This is a genomic window from Treponema denticola ATCC 35405 (assembly GCF_000008185.1).
Taxonomy (GTDB): Bacteria; Spirochaetota; Spirochaetia; order Treponematales; family Treponemataceae; genus Treponema_B; species Treponema_B denticola.
The window spans coordinates 505887-531239 of the sequence record NC_002967.9; the positions used below are offsets into that span (position 1 = coordinate 505887).

General features: G+C 39.5%; 25 protein-coding genes. 10 read left to right on the plus strand and 15 right to left on the minus strand.

Annotated features, from left to right (window positions below; translation table 11 throughout):
* Window positions 1-49: 49 nt before the first annotated feature.
* Window positions 50-700 carry a deoxyribose-phosphate aldolase gene (gene deoC, locus TDE_RS02170; protein WP_002672661.1) on the plus strand — a complete coding sequence of 217 codons (651 nt, stop codon included), beginning with the start codon at window positions 50-52 and terminating at the stop codon, window positions 698-700.
* Between the two features lie 52 nt (window positions 701-752).
* Here deoC and TDE_RS02175 read toward each other — a convergent pair whose 3' ends face one another.
* Together TDE_RS02175 and TDE_RS02180 are read right to left on the minus strand one after the other, a co-directional pair.
* The gene (locus TDE_RS02175; RefSeq protein ID WP_002681538.1) at window positions 753-1235 is read right to left on the minus strand and encodes a ferritin; all 483 of its coding nucleotides are present in this window, start codon (window positions 1233-1235) and stop codon (window positions 753-755) included.
* A gap of 64 nt (window positions 1236-1299) precedes the next feature.
* On the minus strand, window positions 1300-2733 hold the full coding sequence (locus tag TDE_RS02180) for a M20 family peptidase (RefSeq protein ID WP_002681540.1): 1434 nt from the start codon (window positions 2731-2733) through the stop codon (window positions 1300-1302).
* Between the two features lie 173 nt (window positions 2734-2906).
* On the opposite strand from TDE_RS02180, the gene arcA reads away from it, so the two are divergent.
* Window positions 2907-4139: an arginine deiminase gene (gene arcA, locus TDE_RS02185; protein ID WP_002681549.1), complete on the plus strand. Its 1233-nt coding sequence runs from the start codon at window positions 2907-2909 to the stop codon at window positions 4137-4139.
* Between the two features lie 13 nt (window positions 4140-4152).
* On the opposite strand, the gene TDE_RS02190 is transcribed toward arcA, so the two are convergent.
* From TDE_RS02190 to TDE_RS02200, 3 genes are read right to left on the minus strand one after another with little or no spacing between them, the layout of a single operon-like run.
* Window positions 4153-4347 (minus strand): type II toxin-antitoxin system HicA family toxin, encoded by a 195-nt coding sequence (locus TDE_RS02190; RefSeq protein WP_002681551.1) that lies wholly within the window; start codon window positions 4345-4347, stop codon window positions 4153-4155.
* Entirely contained in the window at window positions 4347-4568 is a 222-nt protein-coding gene (locus TDE_RS02195) for a DUF1902 domain-containing protein (protein ID WP_002666045.1), read from the minus strand. Before TDE_RS02195 ends, TDE_RS02190 begins: the two co-directional genes overlap by 1 nt.
* A gap of 48 nt (window positions 4569-4616) precedes the next feature.
* The gene (locus TDE_RS02200) at window positions 4617-5324 is read right to left on the minus strand and encodes a tRNA 2-thiocytidine biosynthesis TtcA family protein (protein ID WP_002666040.1); all 708 of its coding nucleotides are present in this window, start codon (window positions 5322-5324) and stop codon (window positions 4617-4619) included.
* A gap of 85 nt (window positions 5325-5409) precedes the next feature.
* Between TDE_RS02200 and TDE_RS02205 the strand changes: the two genes are divergently transcribed.
* A complete protein-coding gene (locus TDE_RS02205; RefSeq protein WP_002681553.1) occupies window positions 5410-6651 on the plus strand; it encodes a galactokinase in 1242 nt (413 codons plus the stop codon).
* Window positions 6652-6739: 88 nt separating this feature from the next.
* On the opposite strand, the gene pdxS is transcribed toward TDE_RS02205, so the two are convergent.
* Window positions 6740-7588, minus strand: coding sequence for a pyridoxal 5'-phosphate synthase lyase subunit PdxS (gene pdxS, locus TDE_RS02210; protein WP_002666038.1), 849 nt, complete (start codon window positions 7586-7588; stop codon window positions 6740-6742).
* A gap of 190 nt (window positions 7589-7778) precedes the next feature.
* Between pdxS and TDE_RS02215 the strand changes: the two genes are divergently transcribed.
* Together TDE_RS02215 and TDE_RS02220 are read left to right on the plus strand one after the other, a co-directional pair.
* Entirely contained in the window at window positions 7779-8303 is a 525-nt protein-coding gene (locus tag TDE_RS02215) for a PsbP-related protein (protein ID WP_002681554.1), read from the plus strand.
* A gap of 14 nt (window positions 8304-8317) precedes the next feature.
* The gene (locus tag TDE_RS02220; RefSeq protein WP_164920590.1) at window positions 8318-9415 is read left to right on the plus strand and encodes an amidase domain-containing protein; all 1098 of its coding nucleotides are present in this window, start codon (window positions 8318-8320) and stop codon (window positions 9413-9415) included.
* Window positions 9416-9477: 62 nt separating this feature from the next.
* On the opposite strand, the gene TDE_RS02225 is transcribed toward TDE_RS02220, so the two are convergent.
* Both TDE_RS02225 and TDE_RS02230 read right to left on the minus strand, forming a co-directional pair.
* Window positions 9478-10146, minus strand: coding sequence for a transporter associated domain-containing protein (locus TDE_RS02225; protein ID WP_002676815.1), 669 nt, complete (start codon window positions 10144-10146; stop codon window positions 9478-9480).
* 235 nt (window positions 10147-10381) lie between these two features.
* Window positions 10382-11191, minus strand: a complete 810-nt coding sequence (locus TDE_RS02230; protein WP_002681556.1) for an MBL fold metallo-hydrolase — start codon at window positions 11189-11191, stop codon at window positions 10382-10384.
* Window positions 11192-11436: 245 nt separating this feature from the next.
* Between TDE_RS02230 and deoD the strand changes: the two genes are divergently transcribed.
* On the plus strand, window positions 11437-12138 hold the full coding sequence (gene deoD / locus TDE_RS02235) for a purine-nucleoside phosphorylase (protein ID WP_002681557.1): 702 nt from the start codon (window positions 11437-11439) through the stop codon (window positions 12136-12138).
* A 13-nt stretch (window positions 12139-12151) separates the two neighbouring features.
* Here deoD and TDE_RS02240 read toward each other — a convergent pair whose 3' ends face one another.
* The 6 genes from TDE_RS02240 to TDE_RS02265 form a co-directional block, all read right to left on the minus strand.
* Window positions 12152-12379, minus strand: coding sequence for a NifU family protein (locus TDE_RS02240; RefSeq protein ID WP_002681558.1), 228 nt, complete (start codon window positions 12377-12379; stop codon window positions 12152-12154).
* A 92-nt stretch (window positions 12380-12471) separates the two neighbouring features.
* Entirely contained in the window at window positions 12472-12849 is a 378-nt protein-coding gene (locus TDE_RS02245; protein WP_002681559.1) for a type II toxin-antitoxin system VapC family toxin, read from the minus strand.
* On the minus strand, window positions 12849-13058 hold the full coding sequence (locus TDE_RS02250; protein ID WP_002672644.1) for a DUF2281 domain-containing protein: 210 nt from the start codon (window positions 13056-13058) through the stop codon (window positions 12849-12851). Before TDE_RS02250 ends, TDE_RS02245 begins: the two co-directional genes overlap by 1 nt.
* 151 nt (window positions 13059-13209) lie before the next feature.
* Complete coding sequence (locus tag TDE_RS02255) at window positions 13210-14634, minus strand: hypothetical protein (protein ID WP_002681562.1); 1425 nt, start codon at window positions 14632-14634, stop codon at window positions 13210-13212.
* 69 nt (window positions 14635-14703) lie between these two features.
* A complete protein-coding gene (locus TDE_RS02260; RefSeq protein ID WP_002681563.1) occupies window positions 14704-15477 on the minus strand; it encodes an outer membrane lipoprotein-sorting protein in 774 nt (257 codons plus the stop codon).
* Window positions 15474-18191: an efflux RND transporter permease subunit gene (locus TDE_RS02265; RefSeq protein ID WP_010956752.1), complete on the minus strand. Its 2718-nt coding sequence runs from the start codon at window positions 18189-18191 to the stop codon at window positions 15474-15476. Before TDE_RS02265 ends, TDE_RS02260 begins: the two co-directional genes overlap by 4 nt.
* Before the next feature lie 563 nt (window positions 18192-18754).
* On the opposite strand from TDE_RS02265, the gene ftsH reads away from it, so the two are divergent.
* Entirely contained in the window at window positions 18755-20731 is a 1977-nt protein-coding gene (gene ftsH, locus TDE_RS02270; RefSeq protein ID WP_002666001.1) for an ATP-dependent zinc metalloprotease FtsH, read from the plus strand.
* A 129-nt stretch (window positions 20732-20860) separates the two neighbouring features.
* Here the strand turns inward: ftsH and TDE_RS02275 are convergent, their stop codons facing one another.
* The gene (locus TDE_RS02275; RefSeq protein WP_002681567.1) at window positions 20861-22492 is read right to left on the minus strand and encodes an InlB B-repeat-containing protein; all 1632 of its coding nucleotides are present in this window, start codon (window positions 22490-22492) and stop codon (window positions 20861-20863) included.
* 137 nt (window positions 22493-22629) lie between these two features.
* On the opposite strand from TDE_RS02275, the gene TDE_RS02280 reads away from it, so the two are divergent.
* From TDE_RS02280 to TDE_RS02290, 3 genes are read left to right on the plus strand one after another with little or no spacing between them, the layout of a single operon-like run.
* Entirely contained in the window at window positions 22630-22848 is a 219-nt protein-coding gene (locus tag TDE_RS02280) for a DUF6110 family protein (RefSeq protein WP_002665998.1), read from the plus strand.
* 26 nt (window positions 22849-22874) lie between these two features.
* Complete coding sequence (locus tag TDE_RS02285) at window positions 22875-24974, plus strand: heavy metal translocating P-type ATPase (RefSeq protein ID WP_002681568.1); 2100 nt, start codon at window positions 22875-22877, stop codon at window positions 24972-24974.
* A 19-nt stretch (window positions 24975-24993) separates the two neighbouring features.
* On the plus strand, window positions 24994-25308 hold the full coding sequence (locus TDE_RS02290; RefSeq protein ID WP_002681569.1) for a hypothetical protein: 315 nt from the start codon (window positions 24994-24996) through the stop codon (window positions 25306-25308).
* The last annotated feature ends 45 nt before the right edge of the window (window positions 25309-25353 follow it).

Sequence of the window (25353 nt, forward strand, 5' to 3'; positions counted from 1 at the left end):
GCTGGACAAAAGACAAAATATATATTATTTTTAAATGAGGAGTTTAAATATGGAATTAAATAAATATATAGATCATACCCTTCTTAAACCGACAGCTTCCGAAAAGGATATAATCAAAATTTGTAATGAAGCAAAAGAGTATCATTTTGCTTCCGTTTGTGTAAATCCTTGCAATGTTTCATTGGTGAGAAAGGAGCTGAAAGGTTCCGATGTAAAGGTCTGCAGCGTTATTTCTTTTCCCTTTGGGGCATCTTCAACGGAGGTAAAAGTAGAAGAGGCTAAAAAGGCAATTGAAGCCGGTGCTGAAGAGATAGACATGGTTATAAATGTAGGGAAACTTTTAGAAGGAGATTTGGAATATACTCAAAATGAAGTGAGTGCCATAACAAAGGCCTGCCATGAAAAGAATGTTCTTCTTAAAGTAATTGTCGAAACCTGTTATCTTGAAGAAAAAAATATTGCGGATATTTGTGCAATTATCGAAAAGGCCGGGGCGGATTTTATAAAGACCTCGACAGGCTACGGCTCCCGCGGGGCTTCGGTTGAAGATATAAAACTATTTAAAAAATACTTAAAAAAAGATACGAAGATAAAAGCTTCCGGCGGGGTGCGCACCCGTGAAGATGCGGAAACCTATATCGGTTTGGGCTGTTCAAGGATAGGAGCTAGCAGCGGTATAGCAATAGTTACCGGCAAGTAAATTGTTAGAAAAAAAACGGCCTCCAAGGGCCGTTTTTTTTACGTCTTTAAATTTAAGCTCTTTTGCCTAGTTCCTTATCCAAAATCATAAGACCTGTATTGTTATCGATGTATTTAAACTTATCCAAGATAGCCGTAACATTGGCCTCTTCTTCAACCTGTTCATTGATAAACCAAGTTAAGAAGCTTTGAGTTTTATAATCTTTTTCGGTTAGAGCCAACTCGTAAAGGCTTGTGATAGAAGCGGTTACAAGTTTTTCGTGTTCTAAAACCTTTTTGATTACATCGATGGGTTTTCCGTATTCGGTACTTTGGGCACCGATGGCTCCCAAAACAGGCTTTGCTCCTATCTCAAACAAGTATCTGTATATCTTAAGAGCATGTTCCATTTCTTCCTTAGCTTGCTCCTGCATCCAATGGGCAAAACCTGTAAGAGCCTCAGTTTCAAAATGTACAGCCATTCCTAAATATAAATAAGCCGATTCCATTTCCTTGTTAATCTGCTCGTTTAAAGCCTTTGTAATTTTTTCGTTCATAATATTTACCGCCTTATATATGTATAATATATTAAAGATACTACTATTTTTGTCTACAGTCAAGTTAAAATTTATTCATTATTCGTACAAAAAATGCGAGAGTGCGTTTAAACTCATTCAAGCGTATTCTTTCGTCATTGCCGTGAATTAAGCCTCTTTCTTCTTTTGTTAGGTGCATCGCAGAAAACCTATAAACCTTATCCGATATTTTTGAGTAATGGCGGGAATCCGAACAGGCCATCATCAGATAGGGAGTTACTAATGTCTTTTCCCAAGTTTGTCTGATTGCATCGCTTAAAAGCTCGAATTCGGGGCTATCTATTTTTGAATAACGGCTGGGTTCTTCATCGTATTTGACTTCAATTTTTACATCCTCATTTTTTATCACTCTTTTAAAATGAGAAATAATGTTCTCTCTTCCGTCTTCGGCTAAATAGCGGATATTAATTCCTATGCTGGCTTTAGGCGGGATAACATTAAAGGCATCGGAGCCGGACATCTTTGTTACAGCCGTTGTGGTGCGGAGCATGGCGTTTAATTCTCCGCCTGTTTTTTTGGTAAGCATGTTAAATAGGGGATAAAAAACTTTTAGGTTTGCAAAGACTAATCTCATTCCAAGGCCTGCATGACGGCCGAGAACATCGAACATAGCCGAAACCGGAGGTGTTACATGCATGGGGAGAGGATTGTTTTCGATATTGCAGACGGCTTGAGCTAATTTACCTACAATCGTGTGTTTAGGAGGTGTTGAAGCATGTCCGCCCTTACTTTCCATCGAAAGCTCCACATCCATCTGTCCCTTTTCTCCTATACCTATTACGGCAAACCTTTCTTTGATGCCGGGGAAGACGCCTTCAACTACGGCCCCTCCCTCGTCAAGAACGAACTCCACATTTATATTTTCTTTTTTAAGCTCTTCGACTATTGCAGGGCAGCTTGGGCCGTGCGGTTCTTCATCCCCCGAAAAAGAAAGATAGATATCATGTTCGGGTACAAAACCCTTTGAAAGAAGATACTCGGCAGCTTCCATTACGCCGCAAAGGGTACACTTAGTATCCAAGGTGCCGCGTCCCCAGAGTACATTATCTATAATTTCAGCCCCGAAGGGATCTCGGCTCCAGCCCTCCCGATTTACGGGGACTACATCATAATGGGCCATAAAAACCGAAGCCTTTTCGGAGCTCTTGCCCTTCCAATGATAAAGGAGTCCTTTAGGTCCTAAGATTCGGCGCGGGCAGGTTTTTGTAACAAGAGGGTAGGCATCGTTTAAATAGTCTTGGAATTTCTTAAAAACTGACGGGTCTTCAAGACTGACATCGGCGTGAGATACCGTAGGAATCTTTATCATCCCTGAAAACCGGCTTATGGCCTTATCAAAATCCATATCGACATTTTCTACGATAAGTTTATTCGGTTTTTTAGGTTTAAATGTGAGAGCCCTTAGCAGCAAAACTAAGGGAAATACAAGAAGTAAAAATAATAGGTAAAAATAATTCATAAGGTTTCTCCCTTTTTTATGTTTAATATTATAGCATAAAGTCTCGAAATTGACAAAGGCTTAAGTGTAAAGTACGCATGACAATTCGACCTTAGGTATCTGAATCTTCCCTATTGAATTCTTTGTCTTTATCCTGTACAATCATCCGGATTATTAAACTTTAGGAGAATTGCATGGCTGTCATAAATGTTACAAGCGAAATAGGAAAACTAAAAAAGGTGCTCCTGCACCGCCCCGGAAAGGAACTTTTAAATCTTACCCCCGATAAACTTGACGAACTATTGTTTGACGATATTCCGTTTTTAAAAATGGCCCAAAAAGAACACGATGCTTTTGCCGATATTCTATCAAAAAACGGAGTTGAGGTTGTATATCTTGAAGACTTGGCGGCTGAGGCTGTTTCTCAAAGTGCGGAAATCCGCGAAAAATTTATAAAGCAGTATATTAACGAAGCTGACATCTATTCCGAATATTATCAAAAAATGATCTATGATTTTCTTAATGCAATCAAGGATCCGAAAGAGCTTATCCTAAAAACAATGGAAGGTGTAAACGCAAACGAGATACCTTTTAAGAATACACATTCGCTTTCGCACTATGTTTTAGATTCGGGCTCTATGGTAATAAACCCTATGCCCAACCTCTACTTTACCCGCGACCCCTTTGCATGTATAGGAAACGGGGTCAGCTTAAATAAAATGTACTCGGTAACAAGATGCCGTGAAACTATTTACGGAGAATACATCTTTGATCACCATCCCGAATATGCCGGAAAGGTAAACAGATTTTACAACCGCTATGATGCTCCCAGCATTGAGGGCGGAGATATCTTAAATATCGGTAAAGATGTTTTGGCGATAGGTCTTTCACAGAGGACATCTGCCAACGCTATCGATTCTATAGCAAACAATATCTTTGATAATGAAACATCTCCTATAAAAACCGTCCTTGCCTTTCAGATTCCTGCAATCAGGGCCTTTATGCACTTGGACACGGTCTTTACTCAAATAGACTTTGACAAGTTTACCATTCACCCCGGAATTCTAGGGCCTTTAAGAGTCTTTGAAATTACACGAGGAACAAAAAAGGGAGAACTCAATGTAAAGCAGATTGATTCTACCTTGGAAAAGGTTCTTGAAAAATATACGGGAGCCGGAAAGATTGAACTCATCCAATGTGCCGGAGGCGACAAGATTGCAGCTGAACGCGAACAGTGGAATGACGGCTCCAATACCCTCTGCATAAGCCCGGGCACAATAGTCGTTTATGAAAGAAACGATGTTACAAACGAAATCTTAAACAAGAAGGGCTTAAAAGTCCTCGAAATGCCCTGCGGTGAACTTTCCCGCGGCCGCGGCGGCCCCCGTTGTATGAGCATGCCCTTATTAAGAGAAGATATAAGGTAACTTTACATAAAGACTAAAACTTATGGGCTATACCGCTTTGCTTCATGATAGCATTAGCGGTATGCCGTGATTTTATTTTGGAATCAACGGTAAAACGGCAATCGTTTATTGGACTATACCAAATGTCATGATCGCCCTTGCCGTGCCTTACAAAAGCACACCCGTTTTTACGCAATATTTCTCTCACAATTTTTTCATACTGTGCCATTATGCATACATCCGTTCGGATTTTTCGGCACAAAAGTGCAATGTGGTTTGATTGTGAGGAATCTGATTATTCTCTTGGAGCAGATCAGGCACGGCGTATCGTACTCTTTCCATAAGGGCATCAATAGAACCGCTTTCAAGAACAAGGCCTCTTATATCATCGCTTGTTGCTATCCATACCCCGGCTTCATTGTCCCAGTTTATTTTAATGATATATTCCATGATTATAAGTTTATCATAGGCGGGATATTTTTACAAGTGTAAATTATTTCACGGCAGATATTCAGGCAAGATATTCTTTAGAGAATTAAAAAGGTTTATCTTGAGCTTGTAGGAGCCGCCTGTCAGGCGGTCGAGTCTTGAGCGGGCTGTTTTGCGGGCGGAGTTTTCTTGAAAGTTGCAGGTGCAGGTCGAGCATATATAGCCGGCCTGCTCCGAATGGCGGATAATCATGGGGAGGTCTGCAAGGCAAAGCGGCCTTATCATCGTAACGGGATATTTTTCGAATTTTAAGACGGGGGGCATTGTAGACAATATTCCCTTTTCTAAGGAATTCATCAAAAGGGTTTCCAAAATATCATCCAAGTGATGACCCAAGGCTATCTTATTAAAGCCTTCCTCCATAGCAAATTTATTTAGCTCGGTTCGCCTTTGAGTTGAGCACCACCAGCAATTCATCTTTTCATTAGGTTTTAATCTTCCCAAGACGGAAACGGTTTTTATTGTGAGCGGAATATTCCAGTTTTCAAACATTTTTATTAAATCAGGAGAAAGGGGCGGGGCTACATCGGTTGCTATGTGCATAGCATGAACTTCAAATCTAGGTGAGGGGCGTTTTAAGCGCATTGAAAAATACTCGGCTAAGGCCGTAGAATCTTTTCCGCCTGAAGCAGCAAGTAAAATTCGGTCTCCTTCTTCTATCATCTTATAATCAAAAACAGCCCTGTCGATTGTTCTAAAAAGTTTGGGGTTTGCCATGGATATGAGAATAATATTTTTTTTAAAAAAAGACAATGGCTTTTGTTTTAATAAGCTGCCTGCCGATAATGAATAGAGGTGTTGTATGAACTTTAATGCGGATATAAAAAATTTGGAAAACATGGACGAAGCCGAATTAAAACTTGAACTTAAAAAACTTTTTGATGAGGTTTATGACGCTTCGCCGGAAGAAGGAATTTTAATAGCCTCTCCTCTTAGTTTGACCCTCATGGGCGAAGAGCTGGATTATAACGGCGGAAATGTTTTAAATTTATGCTGCGATAAATCTATTTATTTTTTTATTAGAAAAAACAGCTCGGATAAAATTTCTTTGACGGATTTGGTTTTAAATAAAAAATTTGAAGGCCTTATAAGCGGGCAAGCCGGAAAAAATCAAAATCCGGACAGCAGGAAAGAAGGTTTTGCAAGCTCCATATTCAATATTATTCTTTTAACGGCACAAAAAATTAATAAGCATTTTGAAAATCCTTTAAGCGGTTTTGATATAATGGTCTTCGATAAGTTACGCTTTAAAACAGGGCAAACCTCCTTACCGGCCTTTGAAGCGGGCTTTTGTACCGGGCTTTTATCTATATTTAAACTTAAAGAGAACTTTAAAGTTATAGCCTCGCTCTGTCTGGAAGCCGAACATGAAATCTTAAACACAAAGAGAGGGCTGTCAAATCAAATATCTTCCTTTTCGGCAAAACAAGATTCTCTTAATTTGTTTGACTCTAGGGATCTTTCTTTTTTAAGTCTGCCCTTAAATTTAAGAGAATATGGAATAGTAATAATAGGTACCCGCTCAAATAGTGAAGCTTATAGAGCTTCTTCCAATATCCGCTACATGGAGTGTGAAGAGGGCTTGCGTATTTTACAAAACAAATTAGACTTGGATCATCTTTGCGAAATAACCGAGGCTGATTATACGTACTATCAACCTAGTTTTTTGGATAAGACAATTATGCGGAGGGTAAAGCACTGCATTACCGAAAACGCAAGAACCTCCAAGGCGGTAATGGCTTTAGAGAAGGGAGACATGGATCTTTTGGGGAAACTCCTTTGTGAATCCCATATTTCGATGAGAGATGATTTTGAGCTTATGAGTACCGAACAAAATATTCTTTTTGAAACTGCCATTATTCAAAGAGGATGCCGAGGAGCAAAGTTAGTCGGAAATACCGAAGGCTGCTATATTCTGGCCTTGGTAAAAAAAGATGCTCTTGACGAATTTTATCTTGAGGTACATAAAAGGTATTTTGAAAAAACCGGAGGCAGTCCCGAATTTTTTGAATTTAAAAGTGCTGCAGGCGTCCGTATCTTATAAAGATAGGTGTAAAACGAAAAGAGGTGTTTTAATGAGTCTAGAAGCTCGATAAAACACCTCTTTTTTGTTTAAGATTGAGAAAAGCGGCTTACACGCCTCTTTCGCTCATTATAACTTTTATTTCTTCTTCGTTGATTCCAACCATGGCAGGGCCGAGGTTTTCTGAAACCTCTGCTAAGATTGCAGGATTATCGTAATTCTTTACGGCCTTTACGATGGCGGCAGCTCTTTTTGCAGGATCGCCTGATTTAAAAATACCGCTTCCAACAAAAACGCCGTCAGCACCGAGGTGAACCATCAAGGCTGCGTCTGCCGGGGTTGCAACTCCTCCTGCCGAAAAGTTCGGAACGGGGAGCTTCCCGTGCTTATGCACATATTCTACAAGGGCATAAGGTACTTGAAAATTCTTTGCTGCGACATAGAGTTCATCTTCGCGAAGGCATGTCAGCTGCCTCATTTCGCTTTGGATTTGGCGCATGTGTTTTACAGCCTGAATAACGTCTCCGGTTCCGGCTTCACCCTTTGTGCGGATCATCTTTGCGCCTTCTTGAATTCTCCTTAATGCCTCTCCCAAATTTCGGGCGCCGCATACAAAGGGCACCTTAAATTTGTTTTTATCTACATGGTAAACCTCGTCTGCAGGAGACAGAACTTCGGACTCATCAATAAAATCGATACCGATGGCTTCCAAAATTGAAGCTTCTACAAAGTGGCCGATTCTGACCTTTGCCATAACGGGAATTTTTACGGCCTTTATGATTTCTTTAATCATCTTAGGATCGCTCATTCTTGAGACCCCGCCTGCAGCTCTTATATCGGCCGGAATTCTTTCGAGGGCCATGACTGCAACGGCTCCCGCATTTTCTGCAATCTTGGCCTGTTCAGGGTTGGTTACGTCCATAATGACGCCGCCCCTCAGTTTATCTAAAATATCCATAAAAACCTCCATAAATGTTTAGAACGGGTGCAATTATACCGCAAAGCAGGGATAAGTTAAAGTAGGGTATCATTTTAAAACCGGGCTGTATTTTTTAACCGTGTTATTTAAACGGTTAAAGATAAACCTTGACATTTTTCCTCATCTTTTGTATAGTTTTTAAGGTTGGTTTTATATTAGGAGCCGTTTTATGAAAAAAAAATTATCGATACTTTCTTTTATTTTTATACTGATTTCTTATCTGTCATCTCAAGATTATTATATGGATGACTTTAAGGATTTTACCTTTGAAATGCCTGACGGTTGGGAAACAATGACTTATCCGGGGCTGAAATATAAGATAATATACGGCGATTCGGTAAAGGGGCAAAATCAAAATATGATTTTTGTTTCCGAAGAAGTTTCCGGTTCAATGGAGGAAGTAGTCAGTGAGTATTTATCCGGTCAAAAAGAGCCCGATGACTCTGCCTCCGCTTATACAGTAATAACGCAAGAAAAATTTGAAAATAATTATAATTTGGAATCCCGAAAAATAATTATAGAACTGCCTGAAGGGGAAGGCATTGCAAAACATTATTTTTATTTGTTTAAGCACAACAATATTCTTTATATCTGTGCTGCTACCTTGTCCCATGATGTAGAGCCGGAAATTGTGGAAATGCTCGATGCCTCTATGAAAACATTTCAGGTACTTGATAAAAAAGAAGAAGAGTAATTTAGTTTTCTTTCATGGAAAAAAAAGTAAAAAAAGCGAAACTTATTTTTGTTCTCTTTATAATTTTACTTTGGATAGTTGTAATTTTTAAACTGTATCCTATAATAAAAGAATTTAAAGAAGGAAAATCAGGTTTAAGTAAACATGATGTAAGCATAAAGTCAAAACCTAAACAGGAAAATTCAAAAGAAGAGATTTTTTTTAAAAAATATGCCGATAGTTTATACTCGGAATATTATGATATTTCGGACATTTCCGTTTATGATTATATACCTGATGATGAATCCTATGGTTCAAATGAAAGATTTTATTTTGTTTCGATAGAAAAAAAGTTGAAGTTTAATTCGGTTTATCAACTTCCCTTTGTTGCCGGAATGAAAAAGGCTGTTGAATATTTTAAAGATAATAAAAAAGCTTTGAATCAATACAACAAAAGAACTACGGAATTAAAAAAGTATATAGGTAAAACTCAAATTGAAAACAATATTTTTAAGATCACATTTACCGAAAAAGATAACTTTGAAAATATAAAAATTGAAATAGCAACCTATCTTACAAAAATAGATGCTTTTTCTTTAAAACCTCCGGAGCCTGAGGTTCTTATGCAAAACGGTTTTGATTTTATAAAATATCACGTTAATACAAATTCAAAAAAGATTGATTACAATAATGCAGCTGCCGTCATCTATGCAAATAAATACACGTCTAATCCCTTAAATATGTCGAGTGATATTTCGGTTTGGAATCCCGAATACAAGACATATGATAATGATTGTGCAAACTATGTTTCTCAGTGTATCTATGCAGGCGGAATTTCGCCGACAGCTGCTTGGTATCCTGAAAGTATGATTTGGATCAGGACAGGAAGTCCCCGATATACCAGCAGCGGAATAACCGACTATATGCAGCAAAAAAAAATATTTTATTCAACAAATTATTCTGCTGCAAGTGAGGGCGGTTTTATCTGTCTTATAAAAGAATCTCATGTTGTATTTATTACATCCAATGACAGTATCACCATATTGTTCAATGGTCATACGAACGACCGTAAACAGGTCTCATTTCCTCACTTGCATGAATCCGAAGTAATTTATTTGAACCCGAATAATTAGCTTGAAGGCTTACCCTGTTTGATGGAGGTCTGCTCTCATAAATAGCCGGACTCAATCAAAACTTAATTTTTATGTTCATTTATAGGAAGAATTTTAATATACCTTATTAAGTCATTATCCATTTCGTGGATTATGAATTTATATTCTCCTATGTCGGCTTCCAATCCGAGGTGAGGTGAGCGGCCTTGTTGTTTAAGATAGTTAAATAAATAACCTGCAACCGTGTTTCCGTATGCCTCATCAAAATCCGAATCCAGCCTGTGATTTATCTCATGGATACTCGTTCCGCCGTTTACGATATAATCACATTCATTTCCGGCTCCGTACTCTCCGCCTTCGTTTAGGTATTTTTTTACGGCAAATAAGGCTGCAATGGCTACAACACCTAAAAGTGCATCAAGCATACTTCCGTGATCGGCAATAATCTTTCTCGCAATAGTATAAAGCACAACCTCAAGAGCACTTCCCGGTGTATGTTTTATAAGCATGTTTACAAATTCAAGACCGATTACAAGAGAAAATATCAATGATAAGAATTCGGAGAAAGAAGGAACTTTTTTGTCGTAAATAAATGCGAAAATCATTTCTTTTAAGTCAAAGAAGATTTCAATTGAAAGAATTAAAATTCCAATAAGCATTGCAAAAGATAGAACAATTTCGATTCGTCCTGCCAATCTTGCCGCTCTTCGTCTTAGATTTTGTTGATGAAAAAAAGCTTTAATTTTTTGCATATGCCCTCCTTGTTTCTCCGACTTCCGGTGAAAGTATACCTAAAAGATTTTTTTTTGTCAATATTTTTATCTTTAACTTTTGAGCTTAGGAATATTCGTTTTTATAAAAAGAAAGCAGCCCGAAAAGGAGGAGAAAGGGCTGCTTGTGAATAGAATAATAGTGTGTATCTTCTGTGTGTGAAGGTAATATACTTAATTTTAAAATAAATGTCAAGCACTTTTACGAAAAATATTGTTAATCGGCAAAACAATCATAAGGGGCCGTTTTGTCAAATATAAATCCTTTTTCATTCCATTTCGGAATAACATCGACATGCGCAAAGGCCTCCTTCGCTTTATCCGTAAATCCGTTATGTGAAGTAAATACATACTTAATTCTATTTAAATCCAGTTTTTCCTTTAATGTTTTCAAGGATTTAATATTCATTTCACTGTTGTAGTTGAACAGATCAAAAAAACACCATCCGCCTTCTTGATTCAGTGCAATGGAGTCTCCCGTAAAAAGCAGTTCGTTGTCGATTAAATACATTAAGTGCCCGAGAGTATGACCGGGAACTAAAAACGGCTGAATTGTCAAATCACCGACGGAAACGGATTGGCCGTCTTTAAGAAGGTGATAATTGTCTTTTATTTTCACGGAATTTTTTAATCCGAACGGGCCGATTTTTTTACGATATATGGTATTTGTCAGATAATTTTCTTCAATTTCGCCTAGATAAATTTCAGCGTTAATAAAACAATTCTCACAACGAATATCCAAGCCGCCTGCATGATCCGGATCTGCATGTGTAAGAAACAGCGCCTGAACCGCTTTAGGATCGATTTCGATTTTTTTACACCCCGGCAAGAGAGCATGATGATTTTTGTACCCGGAATCTATTGCGATCAGAGTGTTACCTTTGCGGATAAAAAAGATATTAACATCGTACTCTCTTACGCAACTTACCGTTTCCGTCAATTTTCCGGTTTCCGCAGGATGAAAAGCTCCTTTTCCTCTATACAGTTTCGGAACAACATGAATTGCAAAATAATCCATCAAACTCATAAAAACACCTCCTATATTAATATATGGGCATTTCTAAAAACTGAAGTTTTTAGTTCCTACTTATTATTCTAGCAATCACTTTGTAAGTTGTCAAGTCTGCGCATTGCCTCAACACGGAAATCAATTTTGTAATATTTTTTTAATAAAAGAGGTATCCATGAGAGCTTTTTAAATCCAAGCGTTGTCTTGCACTTTAGTTTTGAATAGGGTATACTTATATTATCGTAGATATATTGGAGGTAAAGATGAGTGTTCATATAGCTGCAAAACAAGGAGAAATTGCCGATAAAATTCTTTTACCGGGGGATCCTTTACGGGCGGAATTTGTTGCAAACAATTTTTTGGAAAATCCCCAATGTTATAACAAGGTTAGAGGTATGTTGGGCTTTACGGGAACCTACAAGGGTGTAAGGGTTTCGGTTCAGGGAACCGGAATGGGGCAGCCTTCTTTTTCGATCTATGCAAATGAGCTGTTTAACGAGTACGGCGTACAAAGGGCTATCCGTATCGGAACGGCCGGAGCCTTGCAAAAGGATATGGGCTTGCGGGATGTAGTTTTAGCTATGGCGGCCTCTACCGATTCGGGTATTAACACGCACCGTTTTAGGGGTTGTCATTATGCTCCTACCGCCGATTGGAGCTTGCTAAAAAATGCCTATGATCATGCTCAAAAAATGGGAATTAAACCCTTAGTAGGCTCGATTGCCAGCTCTGATGTTTTTTATGATGACCTTGAAACATGGAAGATGTGGGCCGCTTACGGGGTTTTAGCTGTTGAAATGGAAGCTGCAGAGCTTTATACTCTGGCTGCAAAGTATAAGCGCCAAGCCCTTGCCGTTCTTACCATTTCGGATAATATAGTTACACAGGAGCAGACAAGTGCCGAAGAGCGGCAAACTACCTTTAAAACCATGATGGAAATTGCCTTAGAGGCAATAATAGCTTAACCGCTCTAAAATTTTAAACTGCGACTACCTCGGTAACTTCGGGGAACATGTCCTTAAGCTGTTCTTCAACACCCATTTTAAGAGTGTAGATAGCCATAGGACATGAGCCGCAGGCTCCCTTTAATTTAACATAAACTTTTCCGGCTTCATCAACCGAATCAAGCTCTATATCTCCGCCGTCAGCCTGTAAATAAGGCCTTACCAGAGCGATGCCTTTTTCTATTTCTTCTTTAACTAACATAATGACCTCCGATTATCTTAATAAATACTTCACAAAATATACAAAAAATAATAGGATAAAGCAAGGTGAAGCAAGCTATTAAATATTTTTAGTTACCAAATAGTTTTTACACTATATTTAGGAATGATTGTATCTTTTGTAATAATTACCAAATTTTCAATTATTGCCTGTGAAATAATCAAGCGATCAAAAGGATCGTTATGAATATTTGGCAGCTTTATTACTTTATCAAAGTATTTGGGTTGAATTTGTAATATTAAAATATCCTTCTCATGGCATAATTCAGCGATTTTTTCTATAGAGTGTTCAAATTCAAGTTTACCTATACTTTTTTTTATTGCTATTTCCCATAATGAGGCAATACTGACATAAACTTTATTTTCTGTAGTAATTATCTCTAAAGCTTTTTTTGATAGTTGTGGAGAATCTCTTAAAAACCATAGCAATGTATGCGTATCCAGCAGGTACATCAAACATAGTCCTTAAAACATTCCGGAGTTTTATCAAAATCTTCCGCCATATAGAATTTACCTTCAAGGCCTCCGGGTTTTCTGCGTATATTTTTTTGATTTTTTGCAGCTGTATTTTGATATAAAAGGAAATTTACATAATCATAAACAGACTGTTGTTGTTCTAAAGTTAAGTTATTTATCTTTTTTTCCAAAGCGATATATGGCATAGTTTACTCCCATAATAACACGATGTTTTGTGCAAAGCACAAAACTCGAAGACAAACAGCGAGGCAGAATTTCTGCCGAACTGTTTATCACACCTCCCATAAAATCATTTTAACATATTTCCAGATAAAATACTACAATTTATAAAATTTTCTAAAACTCATAGCCGATGCTCATTTTTATAAAATGATTGTTTTGGTACCGGCCTAATTTACCGCTTTTTTTGCCGCCGAAAAGGCCGAGGCCTAGATCGAAGTCGATTGTGCCTATAAGCCACGAAAGCTCGGGGTTTATCATAAAGTCCGCATCTTCTATTCCTACGATGGCGTTGAGCTTCCATTCAAGGGAGCCTCGTACCAAGGTTTGAGAGATGGAGAAAAGGAGGCGGGTATCTGTTATAGGGTTTCCTTTTTCCGTGTCGAGGTTGAGTTTATCTTGATTTATTCCCGAATTTAAAAGCCTTACGGTTTCGGCAGCTTGAAGTCTCAAGCTTATATTTTTAGGAAGAGCGTATAAAAGGCCTAAATTCCATGCAAGGTTCGGGTTGTATATATCGGGATTGTTTCCTTTTAAGTCAGCGGTTATGTTTGCGGCAAATTCGGCCTGTACTGTAAACTGCCCGAACATCGCCTCGTAGTCGGCTCCGATTTGATGATAGCGGTTGTATGTAAGTTCTGCCTTATCGAAGACTTGTGTAAATTCCGCTTCGGTATGAGCGGAAGGTTTATAGTCCGATTTAAAATTAGGCTCATGTAAAAAGCCCGTAAAATACTGAAAGCCTAGGTCGTGTTTACCATCTATTGTCAGACTATAACGCAAGCCTCCTTGGGCATAATCAAAGGTGTTTGCCTTTGGGGCCTGTTGTGAAAAAAGTTTTTTCTTTGCTTCAAATAAGGCTTCTTTATCCGCAGAAGAGGGTAGAGATCGAGTAATGTTTGCAAAGGTGTTTTTTTCCCATCGCCCGTCGAGAGCAAATTCATCGGCTTCAAAAACCGGAAGATATACAAGCTCAAGCTTCATTTCTTTTGGCAGATAGGCCGAAAGAAAAAAAATCGGAGAAGCTTTTTTAATTTTTTCGGGATAGAATTCATAGGGCTTGCCGTAGTCCTTGGGGTTTACAATATCCAAAACACTGAAAAAATTAGCCCGCCCCCAGTTTATTTTTTTTATTCCTCCGCCGAAAACTACAGGGCCTGTGAGGGCTTGTACATAGGTTTCGTCAATCCATTTAGGGAAAAGAGGACCGGGAAAGAATTCGGCTGTTTCACCCATTCCGGCCGCAATAGTTTTGGCGTTTAAGTTTACCGAGGCGTAGGCTTCGGCAAGGGGCGACTTTGCTTCTAAATGGAGGCTGCCCCAAAGAGGGAAGGGTGGTTTAAAGTTTTCAGGCTTTTTAAAGGCATCAAAGAAGACCTCTGTGCCCGCATAAAAAGCACCGCCGAAATCTATGCTGAATACGCTTGATTCGGTTCCGTTTTCTTCATCATCAAAACCGAAATCTCCTAAGCTGTCATCTTCGCTAAAAATCAAGGAACTTATAGAAAGGATAAAAACTAACGTAAAAAAAAACTTTTTCATTTTGTAAAATACCTTATAGGAGACCTTAACTAAATTTGAGTTTAAGGTCTCCCTTAATTTCTAAATAATTTATTTTTTGCCTGTTTCCAAGTATTTTTGTGTAAAAATATAATCGGGTATCTTCATACCGTATTCTATTCTTTTTATTGTGATTATGGTTGAAGTATTTGTTTTGACGGTGGACAGTTTTGTTTTATGGGCTGTCATTATTCCGTTTACTTCCTTATAATCGTAAAGCTCAAGAATCTTTACAAGCTGGGAACCTTGATAAAATTCGGCCTTGAGTAAAAGGTTTTTATCCTTTGTGATCCGCATTATGGTTTTTGAATATGTATAATTTTTATCCTTGGGTGTAGATTCTATAAGATAGACGGGTTTCCCATCATATTCTTCTTCACCTAAAATTTTAAAATTATCAAGCTTTGTGTCCCGTTCCATAAACGAAATATCGTTATTTGAAAAGTCCGAACCCATAAATGGCTCATCGGCACTTCCTTGGGCCGATATTTTTTGCACCTTTTTTGTTTGGGCCAAATACATTTTCTGGTCCGTGGAGCCGTCGGCTTTTTCAATCATTAAAAATCTTGAGCCCTTATAAGACGGGGGATTCTTTATTTCGACAAACATTCTCTGTAAACCGTTTTTGTCTAAAGAAGAATATTGTCTAATCTCTAATGTTGAAAGGGTTTTTCCGCCTGACTGCATATCCAAACTTGATTCCGAGCCAAGTGAAGATGCCGTGTTTTTTGTCTTTGTTTTAGCTACAATTTCTTCTGCACTTTGGGCAAAGATTAAACTGCAAAATCCGATAGCAAAAATTAAACTTAAAGTAAATTTTTTCATACTTCCTCCGTATCTTTTACTTCATTAAAAGGATGTTCGTTTTTGACTTCCTTTATATCTACAGGTAAAAGTTTTCTTATAAACTTTGGTTTCATTAAATTTAATAAAACCGGAAGAATAGTCAAGCTGCCTAGAGAGCTGGTTATCATTATCAGGGCAATTAAAAAGCCCAGCTCTGAAAGCATGTTAAATTTTGAGAACATTAAAACTGCAAAACCTGCTCCTACGGATACGGCATTGAATAAAATAGCCTTTCCCGAGCCCAAGAAGGTTAGATACAAAAATTGGCCGCTGCCCTTTGTTTTTAAAAAGCATTTATGATAGGCTGCCAAAAGATGGATTGTATAATCAACTCCTATTCCTATTGCAAAACTTGCAACCATTGCAGTTCCTATGTTGAGCTTTATACCCAATCTGCCCATTATGCCGAAATTAATCAGGATAGAAAGTGCCAGCGGAATAATTCCAAAAAGGCCTGCAAAGGCTGATTTATAATAGACGGAAAGAATCAAAAATACTATAAGAAGAGAAACTCCAACTGAAATCAATTGAGATTCTACTACGAGTTTGTTCAAGGTCTTTTCGACCAATACAAAACCGCCTGTTTCAGCGATTACATCCTTGGGGAATCTAAGGCGTACAAATTCGTTAATTTCTTCCAGAACCTTGTCCGTATCCTGTTGTCCGACGGTGCGGAGCTGAATATTCACTTTTAATGTTTTGGGATTTGTATTATTATCTAAAAAGCCTTCAGTATTTTTTCCTAAAAGGATAAGATAGTTTTGCATTATGGCCGAAAGTTCTTCTTGAGAATTTCTGCCGTATTTTTTAGGATCGGTTGGAATTTCATAGTAGGCAAGTCCTTTGTAGTTTACCTTTTTCCCGAATTCGTAAACGAGCTTTTCTGCAGAAAGATTTTTTTTGGTTCTTTCCTCCGCAGCTTCGTTCAGTATAGCCATAATTTCTTCTTGGCTGTATTGCTTTTTAGGTTTAGAGGTGTTTTTTGCAAGTTGAATATCGGCGTCATCTGATTCTTCTTCAAAATTTCCGAAGTCTCCGAAATCGTCTGAAGGTTCTGTTTCATTTATATCTTCGCCGGCTCCTTGACTTCCTTTAGAAATTTCTTCAGGGGATTCATCGGCATTATACACCTGATTTAAACGCTTAATTAGGGGAACAATGGAGGTAACCTTGCCTACATCTTCGATTTCTTCTTCCAAAAAAGAAGAAAGATCATCGATAGCTTTTAAAATATCCGGACGTAAAATATCGGAACCGTCTTTAGCTTTAATTACCATTTCAAGCACTTTTGAACCGCCGAAGTGTTTACGCATAAAACTATCGGATTGAATTACTGCAACATCTTTATCAAAGTATTCCATTAAAACATTATCGATAACGAGTTTTTTTACTCCTAATACGGAAAAAACTACTATGAGGCCGACAAAAAGAATTACCGAGCGGGAATGTTCTGCAATGATTACAAAGGTACTTGCAATGCCGCGATCCAAGCGGCTGGTGTTATCTTTTTTTGATGCCCAACGCATTGACGGTTTTTTAGGCCCTCTTAATATCAATATTCCTGGAATTAAGGTTATGGATATTAAAAATGCTGCAGCAACACCGAAGCTCGAAAAGATACCGAATTCGAAGATGGGGACGACGGAGGTAAAACAAAAAGAAACAAAGCCTGCGAAGGTTGTGAGAGCAGCCAAAAAAACCGGCCTTATAACCTCGCTTAAGGCCTTAACAACCTGTTCTTTATGTTCTTCCTTTGAGATGGAATCATCTTGTACGACCTCATCATAATAGTGGTTGATAACATGGATGCCGTATGCCGAACCGACTGCAATTAAAATAATCGGTAAAATTGTAGAAAGAATCGACAAGGGAACGTTAAAAAGAGCCATTGCTCCAAGTGACCAGATTACGGAGCATATAACCGTCAAAAGAGGTAAAAATACACCGGTAAACCTTTTAAAAGAAAGAAATAAGACGCCTAAAACGACAATGATAACCAGAGGAACTAAAAAGCTTAAGTCATGGGCAGTTGCTTCATTTACTATCTCGTTAAAAATGGGTGTTCCCGTCAGGTAAATTTTAGAATCGGGAAAATTCCAAGATTCTGTCAGTTTCATAATTTTACGGCAGGCCGCAATGGTTTCGGGAGAACCGCTTTCTTCATTCGTTACATTAAGAAAAACAAAGATTTGGGTTGCATGTAAATCTTCGGAAACAAGGCTCCGTTCATACATATCCCAGTTGCGAAGCTTATGTTTAACGGCCTTAATTTCTTCTTCAGTGCCCGAAAAGTCCGGCGGAATAATGGGCTCGCTTACAATTCCCTCTTCGCCTATGTCTATATGAGTTGTATTTGTTATCAAAGTCGTGTTTTTTACCAAGTCGATTTCTTTTAGTTTTTCATCCAGTTGTTTCACTTCATCTAAAAATTCTTTGTCTATAATGGTAGAAAAACGGCGTTCTATACCTATCAAAATCGGTACATCTTCTCCGAAAATGTCGGCAATTTTTTTTGCACTGATTCTGGAAGGATCATTTTTAGGAATAAAACGGAAGTTGTTATTATCAAAATTTAATCTTATTATTTGAAGAGCGAAAAACAAGGTTATTGCAAGAATTGTTATAAGCATTGATACGGGATGTTTATAAAAGTTATTTATGGAAAATATGCGTTTTTTTTCTTTTTTTTTCATAATGGGGCTCCCTCGACAAAATTTGTTAATTATATAGCCGTCTTATCTTTTTGTCAATACAATGGTTTAGGGGGAGAGAACACCCCGTTCCCTTACGGGCTTTTCAAGTCAGAGCAGGGTTTTCTCTCCCCCTATAACCCCCTCTCTTTTACCTCGAAGCTACGCTGGTTGTACTCGCGCTGCCAAAGGGCTTGCCGCCCTTTGGAATCCGGCATTATTAAAAAGTTTCTATTTTATTCTTTAAGTCGAGATTAAAACAGAAGAAAGGTCAATTCTCTAATTGAGTTTGAAATCAATAGAATTTTGCTATTTATTGCAAACTTTTCGTACAATAATTATGAAAAGGGGGAATTTTTCTTCCTTAGTTAAATAATTTTTACAAGAGGTAAAAAATGAACAAATTATTTAAAAATATCCTCAACGTCGAAAAAAAAATCCGGCTTGAGGGTATTTTTCTATAAAAACGTTTTCCTTAATTAAAATATAAATTTGCCTTCCTATCGACTTTTTCTTATTTTTTATGTATTATAGTAAAATAAATTAGAGATATTATTGGAGAATGTATGAGTAAAGATAATGACGATAAAAACCAAAACGATCCCTTTAACTTTTTTAATTTCGGGCCGGATTCCGATGGAGACGATAAAAAATCACCCAAGAAGCCGTTTTTTTCTTTATGGCTTTTAGCGCCGCTTGTAGTTATCATTTTTATCTTAATTAATCAGTTAATGGTGCTCAATAGTTCCGCCCTGATTCCTTTTTCGGAATTTAAGGATAGAATTACAACGGGACAGATAAAAAAGGTTGTTCTCGGTCCTGTTTATTTTACCGGTTATACCAGCATACAGGATGATGATTCTTCAAATACCTCTTTATTTTCATTTTTGTCGGTACAAAAAAATACTAATGAATATGTAACAGTCGGGATATACACCTCGGAGTTTTTACAGCTTTTAGATGACCATCATGTGGTTTATCATGTAAAGCCTAAGGAAAGAAGCTATATTGTTGAGCTTCTTTTACAGTGGGTACTTCCCTTCCTTTTGATATTCCTTGTTTGGCGTGCCATCATGAGACGGATGACCAAGGGGATGGGCGGTTTGGGCGGAAGTATTTTTTCTCCCGGGCAGGCCAGAAGTGCTGCAATAGACGAGGGAAAGGTTGAAACCCGCTTTAAGGACGTCGCAGGCGTCGATGAAGCTAAAGAAGAATTAATGGAAGTTGTAGACTTCTTAAAATATCCTCAAAAATATACCGAAATAGGCGGAAAGATTCCGCGAGGTGTTCTTTTGGTAGGCCCTCCCGGAACGGGAAAAACCCTTCTTGCGCGAGCCGTTGCAGGTGAAGCAGGGGTTCCCTTCTTTAGAATAAGCGGCTCGGACTTTGTCGAAATGTTTGTCGGCGTAGGAGCTTCCCGTGTGCGTGACCTATTCAGGCAGGCCCGTGAAAAAGCTCCCTGTATTATCTTTATAGACGAATTGGATGCTATCGGAAAATCGCGTCATAATTCTTACAGCTCAAATGATGAGCGGGAACAAACTTTGAACCAGCTTTTGGTTGAAATGGACGGCTTTGACAATAAGACGGGCTTGATTCTTTTGGCTGCCACCAACCGCCCTGATGTTTTGGATCCGGCCTTGTTAAGACCCGGCCGCTTTGACAGGCAGGTTGTGGTTGACCGCCCCGATGTAAAGGGAAGAGAGCAGATTCTCAAGCTTCATGCAGAAAATGTAAAACTCGATGCTTCGGCCGATTTGGCTTCGATAGCCCGCATTACAGCCGGCTGTTCAGGTGCCGACCTTGCAAATATTATAAATGAGGCCGCTCTTTTGGCTGTCAGAAGTAAAAGAAAGACCGTCATTATGACTGACTTGGATGAAGCTGTTGAAAAGGCAATGATAGGCTTACAGAAAAAATCCCGCGTAATTCGTGAAGAAGAAAGAAAAGTAATAGCCTATCATGAAACAGGTCATGCCATCGTAGGCAGCTTTACCGATGGAGCCGATAAGGTCCATAAGGTAACCATAGTTCCCCGCGGAACCTCGACTTTGGGCTATACCTTCCATATTCCCGAAGACGATAAACATATCGTTACCGAAAAACAGCTTTTGGCCGAGATAGATGTTCTTTTAGGAGGCCGAGCCGCAGAACAGGTAAAATTCAATATGGTTTCTACCGGAGCTGCAAACGATTTAACCCGTGCCACCGATATTGCCCGAAGCCTTATAACCGATTACGGTATGAGCTCTAAATTTAAAAACGTAGCCTTGAGCAAGCGTGGTGCCGGATATCTTGGCGATAATGAACCTAGGTTGGTGCGTGAATATGCCGAAACAACCCAGCAATACATCGATGAAGAAATCGCAAAGATAATCAATACCCGCTATGAGGGTGTTATAAAAATGCTGAACGAAAAAAAGCATCTTTTGGAAAAGATAGCAACAACCCTTTTAGAAAAGGAAACCATAGAAAACGAAGAATTCGATGCGATAATCGCTGAGGAGAAGGCTCCTAAACTTTTTGAAAAAGAGAGTGAATAGACGGTAATATTATCAAAATTTAGTCGAGAAATTCGGTAAGTTCAAAGTGCTCATACTAGATAACCACTGCACATCATGTGCGGCGTACATTCTTCAGCGGGGGGATACCCCGTTAAAACCATCCGGCAGTTATTCTTTCCAGTGCAGTTTTTCGTTTTTGTAATATTCTTTTACGCTTGGATCAACGGGCTTGCCTTCCAAATCGGTGTAGGGGCACTGCACGGAACCCGTACCGAGGAAAATAGCCTCATAAGCGCCGTTTGTGATGACATCGATAGGCAGGTTTTTGTAGGCTATGTCGTACTCAAGCCCGCGTGTATTTCTTTCGTATAAAAAGCCGATACCGCCGTCACGTTGTACATCCATAGTCGAATAGGCGCTGTCTCCGGTTTGCACCACGTAACTGTGGCTGTTCCATGTGGCAGCCGAAACAAAATCATGTGCAGTTATCGTATTGTTAGTCAGCTCGCGCCAATGAATGGTAACCTTTGAACGTCCCGGACCGTCGGGAAGTGATTGGAAGGCAAGATAAACCGGGTCTTTTGTATCGGTTTTACGAGCCTTTAAGATAAGAATTTCCCCGTTTGTGCCGCTTCCGCTTCCGAGATTCAAAAATTGTTTTGAGCTCCAACTTCCCGCACCCGTATCGGGATCGCTATACGTAAAAATATTTATCAATCTACCGTTTGCAGTACCGTTACGGCTGGAAAGTATAACGCTGCCGTCCGGCAGTTCTTCCACCTTTGCCTCATTTCCGTCAGGAATGGGAGAAGTAGACGCATCTCCCAAAACATGCCACGTAGAACCGAAGTCGTCGGAATATACGACGGCATTGTCATGGTGGTCATTGCTGTGGATAAAACGTTTGCTTAACAGAGCCGAGTAAATGCGGTAATGGCTGCCGGCTTTAATATAGCGCGACTGCATAATTCTGCCCGAACCGAAAAACAGACTGAACCACGAGTGATTAAACCCGAAAATGGTATTGGAAATATCTTTTTTTTCCGGAAAGGTTTTGCCCCCGTCGTGAGATACAAATTGAATAACCTTCAGATGATTCGAAGCATTTCCGGCTTGATACGTTACGTTACCGTGCACACACAATATAAGCACATCGTCCGATTCGCGGTCGGCAACGATGGCAGCGTCTCCGTAGCCGGTTTGATCGGTAGGTAAAGTTTTTGTAATGTTGACAGCTTCCGACCATGCTTTACCGTTATCTTCCGAGCGTTTAATTAATAAGTCAATCCGGTGGTTATTTCCTAAATCGCTGTTATTTTTATAGCGCAAATCGGTTACGGCAAGCAGGGTTCCATCCTTTGTTACTGCAAGGGCGGGTATGCGGTAAAAATCCTCAGGACGGTCGGTTTTGCTTTGCCATAAATCCTGTACAGCGGGGGGGTATGTATGTGTCCATCTGGCATACAGCGTTGTGTTTTCGGTAACTGTGTCGGAAGCATTGTTCCACTCGTGGGTCTTAAAAGCATCTTTATACCATCCGCCGAATTCCCAGCCCGAAAATTCGAGAGGCGGGGTTTGAGCTGCAGTCAATAAGCTGTCTTTCGGTACGGTTAAAGCCGCCGGTGTTTTTCCGCGGCCTTGCACATCAAATGTTACGGTAAAAGTTGGTGTGCCGGGGCTAGGCGGATTTAGGCCCCCTTGCTGGTTGCCCCCGTCTTTCTTGTTCGCCTTTTGCTGGCAGCCTGCCAGTAAAACAAGGGCTGCAACAACAAGTAAAAAAACTGATATGCTATTTTTCATTTCAATAATTCCTTAAAAGCATAATTTATACAAGTATTGGAGGAATGTCAAGCTTTTTAAAAAATTGATACTGCTTGTAACTATAATAAAAAAATGATAAAATACGCCCTACAAAGATAGGATTATTGGAGGTATATATGACCAGATGGGGAGCATTTGCACTCGGTGTTGTTGCAGGCGGAGCCGCAGTTCTTTTAGCCAGAAACGCTAATTTTAAAAAGGCTTGTGCCAAGGTAGTTGGGGCCGGCTTAAAATTAAAAGACGATGCAGCCGCCTTTGTTGAAACCGTAAAAGAAGACGCTCAAGATATAATGGCAGAAGCGGCATATAATAAAGAAGCCGCAGAAGCAAAATAATTTGATCTCTTACCAATAAAATCTTTATGAATTTTTATATTGCTCACCGCCTCCCTGGGCGTTTGCGTTTAAGATATAGCCGGAGAGGTTTAAGCCGCAAACAAGCCGTTCTTGTAGAGACTCTTGTGTCTTTGCAAGAAGGCATAAGATCGATAAGTGTAAATCCTGTTTCAGGAAGTATCTTAATTGAATATTCGGGGATAAGCGAAGACGAAGCTCTTTCTTATATAAAAGCTCTAAATTCTTCTTACCTTGAAAACGAAGAACTGTTAGAAAATGTAGAGGAACCTATAGTGAGCGAAAGCTTAACGGTTTCTCTGGGGATGCTGCTTGCAGAGTTTTTTATCCGCAGACTCTTACCTATTCCTGTCCGTAGAATACTGGCTCTCTTTTCAATTATGCCCCGCGTAAAAGGCGGAATGAGAGCATTGAAAGGAGGCCGGCCTTTTTGTGCCGAAACCTTAGATGCAACAGCTCTTTCTCTTTCTTATGCGACGGGAGACCTAAACACAGCCGGAACCATCGCAATGATGCTTGAAATGGGTGAAATCTTGGAAGACTATACCCGCCGGAAGTCCTATGAAAATTTAACCCGCAGTTTTTTAAATACAAAAGAAACGGTTCATGTTCTAAAAGACGGAAATGAAACTGAAATTTCCGCCAATCTTCTTCAAGCCGGAGATACGGTTATTCTTAGGATAGGGTCGGTTATTCCTGCAGATGGAACAGTCGTATCGGGCGAGGCTTCCGTTAATCAGGCTTCAATGACGGGAGAAGGCCTTCCCGTGCACAAGGTTTCGGGAGATACTGTTTTTGCTTCTACCGTCGTTGAAGAGGGGGAAATCCATGTATGCGTAAAGGCCTGCGGACGGGAAACCAGAGTGAGCAAGATAGCCGATATGATTGACCGCTCTCAATCTTTAAAGGCGGCTTCACAAATCAAATCCGAAAGGACTGCGGATAAACTTGTTTTTTATAACTTTTTACTTGCAGGCTTGACCTACGCCTTTACCCGTAACTTTGCAAAGGCTGCCTCGACTCTTCTTGTCGACTATTCTTGTGCGATGAAGTTATCAGCCCCTGTCTGCGTGCTCTCAGCCATGAAAAACTGTGCCGAGCACGGTATTACCGTAAAGGGCGGAAAGTTTTTAGAAGACTTTGCCCGGGCGGATACAATCGTATTCGATAAGACGGGAACTCTTACGGAATCCCAGCCCTCTGTTAAAAAGATAATTACCTTCGGCGGCAGGCCGGAAAAAGCCGTATTAAAAATAGCGGCCTGTCTTGAAGAGCATTTTCCACATTCACTTGCAAGGGCCGTTGTACGGGAAGCCGAAAACAGGGGAATTAAACACAGAGAAGAACATACAAAAGTTTCCTATATTTTAGCCCATGGCCTTGCTTCTACCTTAAAAGGAGAGGAGCTGCGTATAGGAAGTGCTCATTTTATATTCGATGATGAGGGTATTCCAAAAACTGAAGAGGCCGAAAAAGCCATTGAAGATTTGTCGAAGAGCGGCTGTTCCCAGTTATATTTATCGATAGGAAAAGAACTTGCCGGTATCATTGCGATAGAAGATCCTGTTCGCTCTGAGGCAAAAGAAGTTGTTTCAGAGCTTCACAAACTGGGAATAAAAAACATAATTATGCTGACAGGGGACGGCCCCCAAACCGCACGCAGTATAGCCGAAAAGACGGGTATCGACCGTTATCATGCTCAAGCTCTTCCCGATACAAAGGCCGATTTTATTAAAGAGTTAAAAGCGGAGGGTAAAAAAATCGTCATGATAGGCGACGGGATAAATGATTCCCCTGCTCTGTCGGAAGCGGATGTAGGAATTGCGATGGGACAGGCTTCTTCGATAGCAGGAGAAACCGCCGATATTCTTTTGCCGGATGACGGCCTAAGGGCCCTACCCATTTTAAGGCGTATAGCAACGGGCTTGATCAAAAGAATCAATGTAAACAATAAGGCGATTATCGGCATTAACTCAGCCCTTATTGCAGGGGAACTTGCGGGCTCAATTCCTCCGGCTACAGCGGCCTTAGTCCATAACGGTTCGACGGTTGCCATAGGTATGTCTGCAATGAGAAGCTATGAGCAGCCCCTTGCCGAATCTATTTAATTGGAGGCCGGAGAAAGTAATGACTGTTTCAAGTTTTTTTCCCGGGCATATAAGGCTCAGGGGCGAGATGATAAAAGATAAGGATATTTTTGAAGCTTTTGAAAAGGCCGCCTCTTCTCATAAGGCTGTCAGCAAAATTGAAAGGAATGAGAGGACAGGAAGCCTTTGCATTGAGTATGATGCAAAGGCCCTGCCTCTGTCAAAGTTTGAAATCTTTAAAGAAGATTTACCTGAGCTAAAAAAACTTTCCGATGCCTATATTTCTGGCAAGGTAGAAAAGGAAATAATCATCGAAAAGATTTCAGAACTTTGGGAAAAATTAAAAAACGCATAAAGAGCAATTTTAGCTGCGATTTTGAAGTTCCCGATTTATCATTCT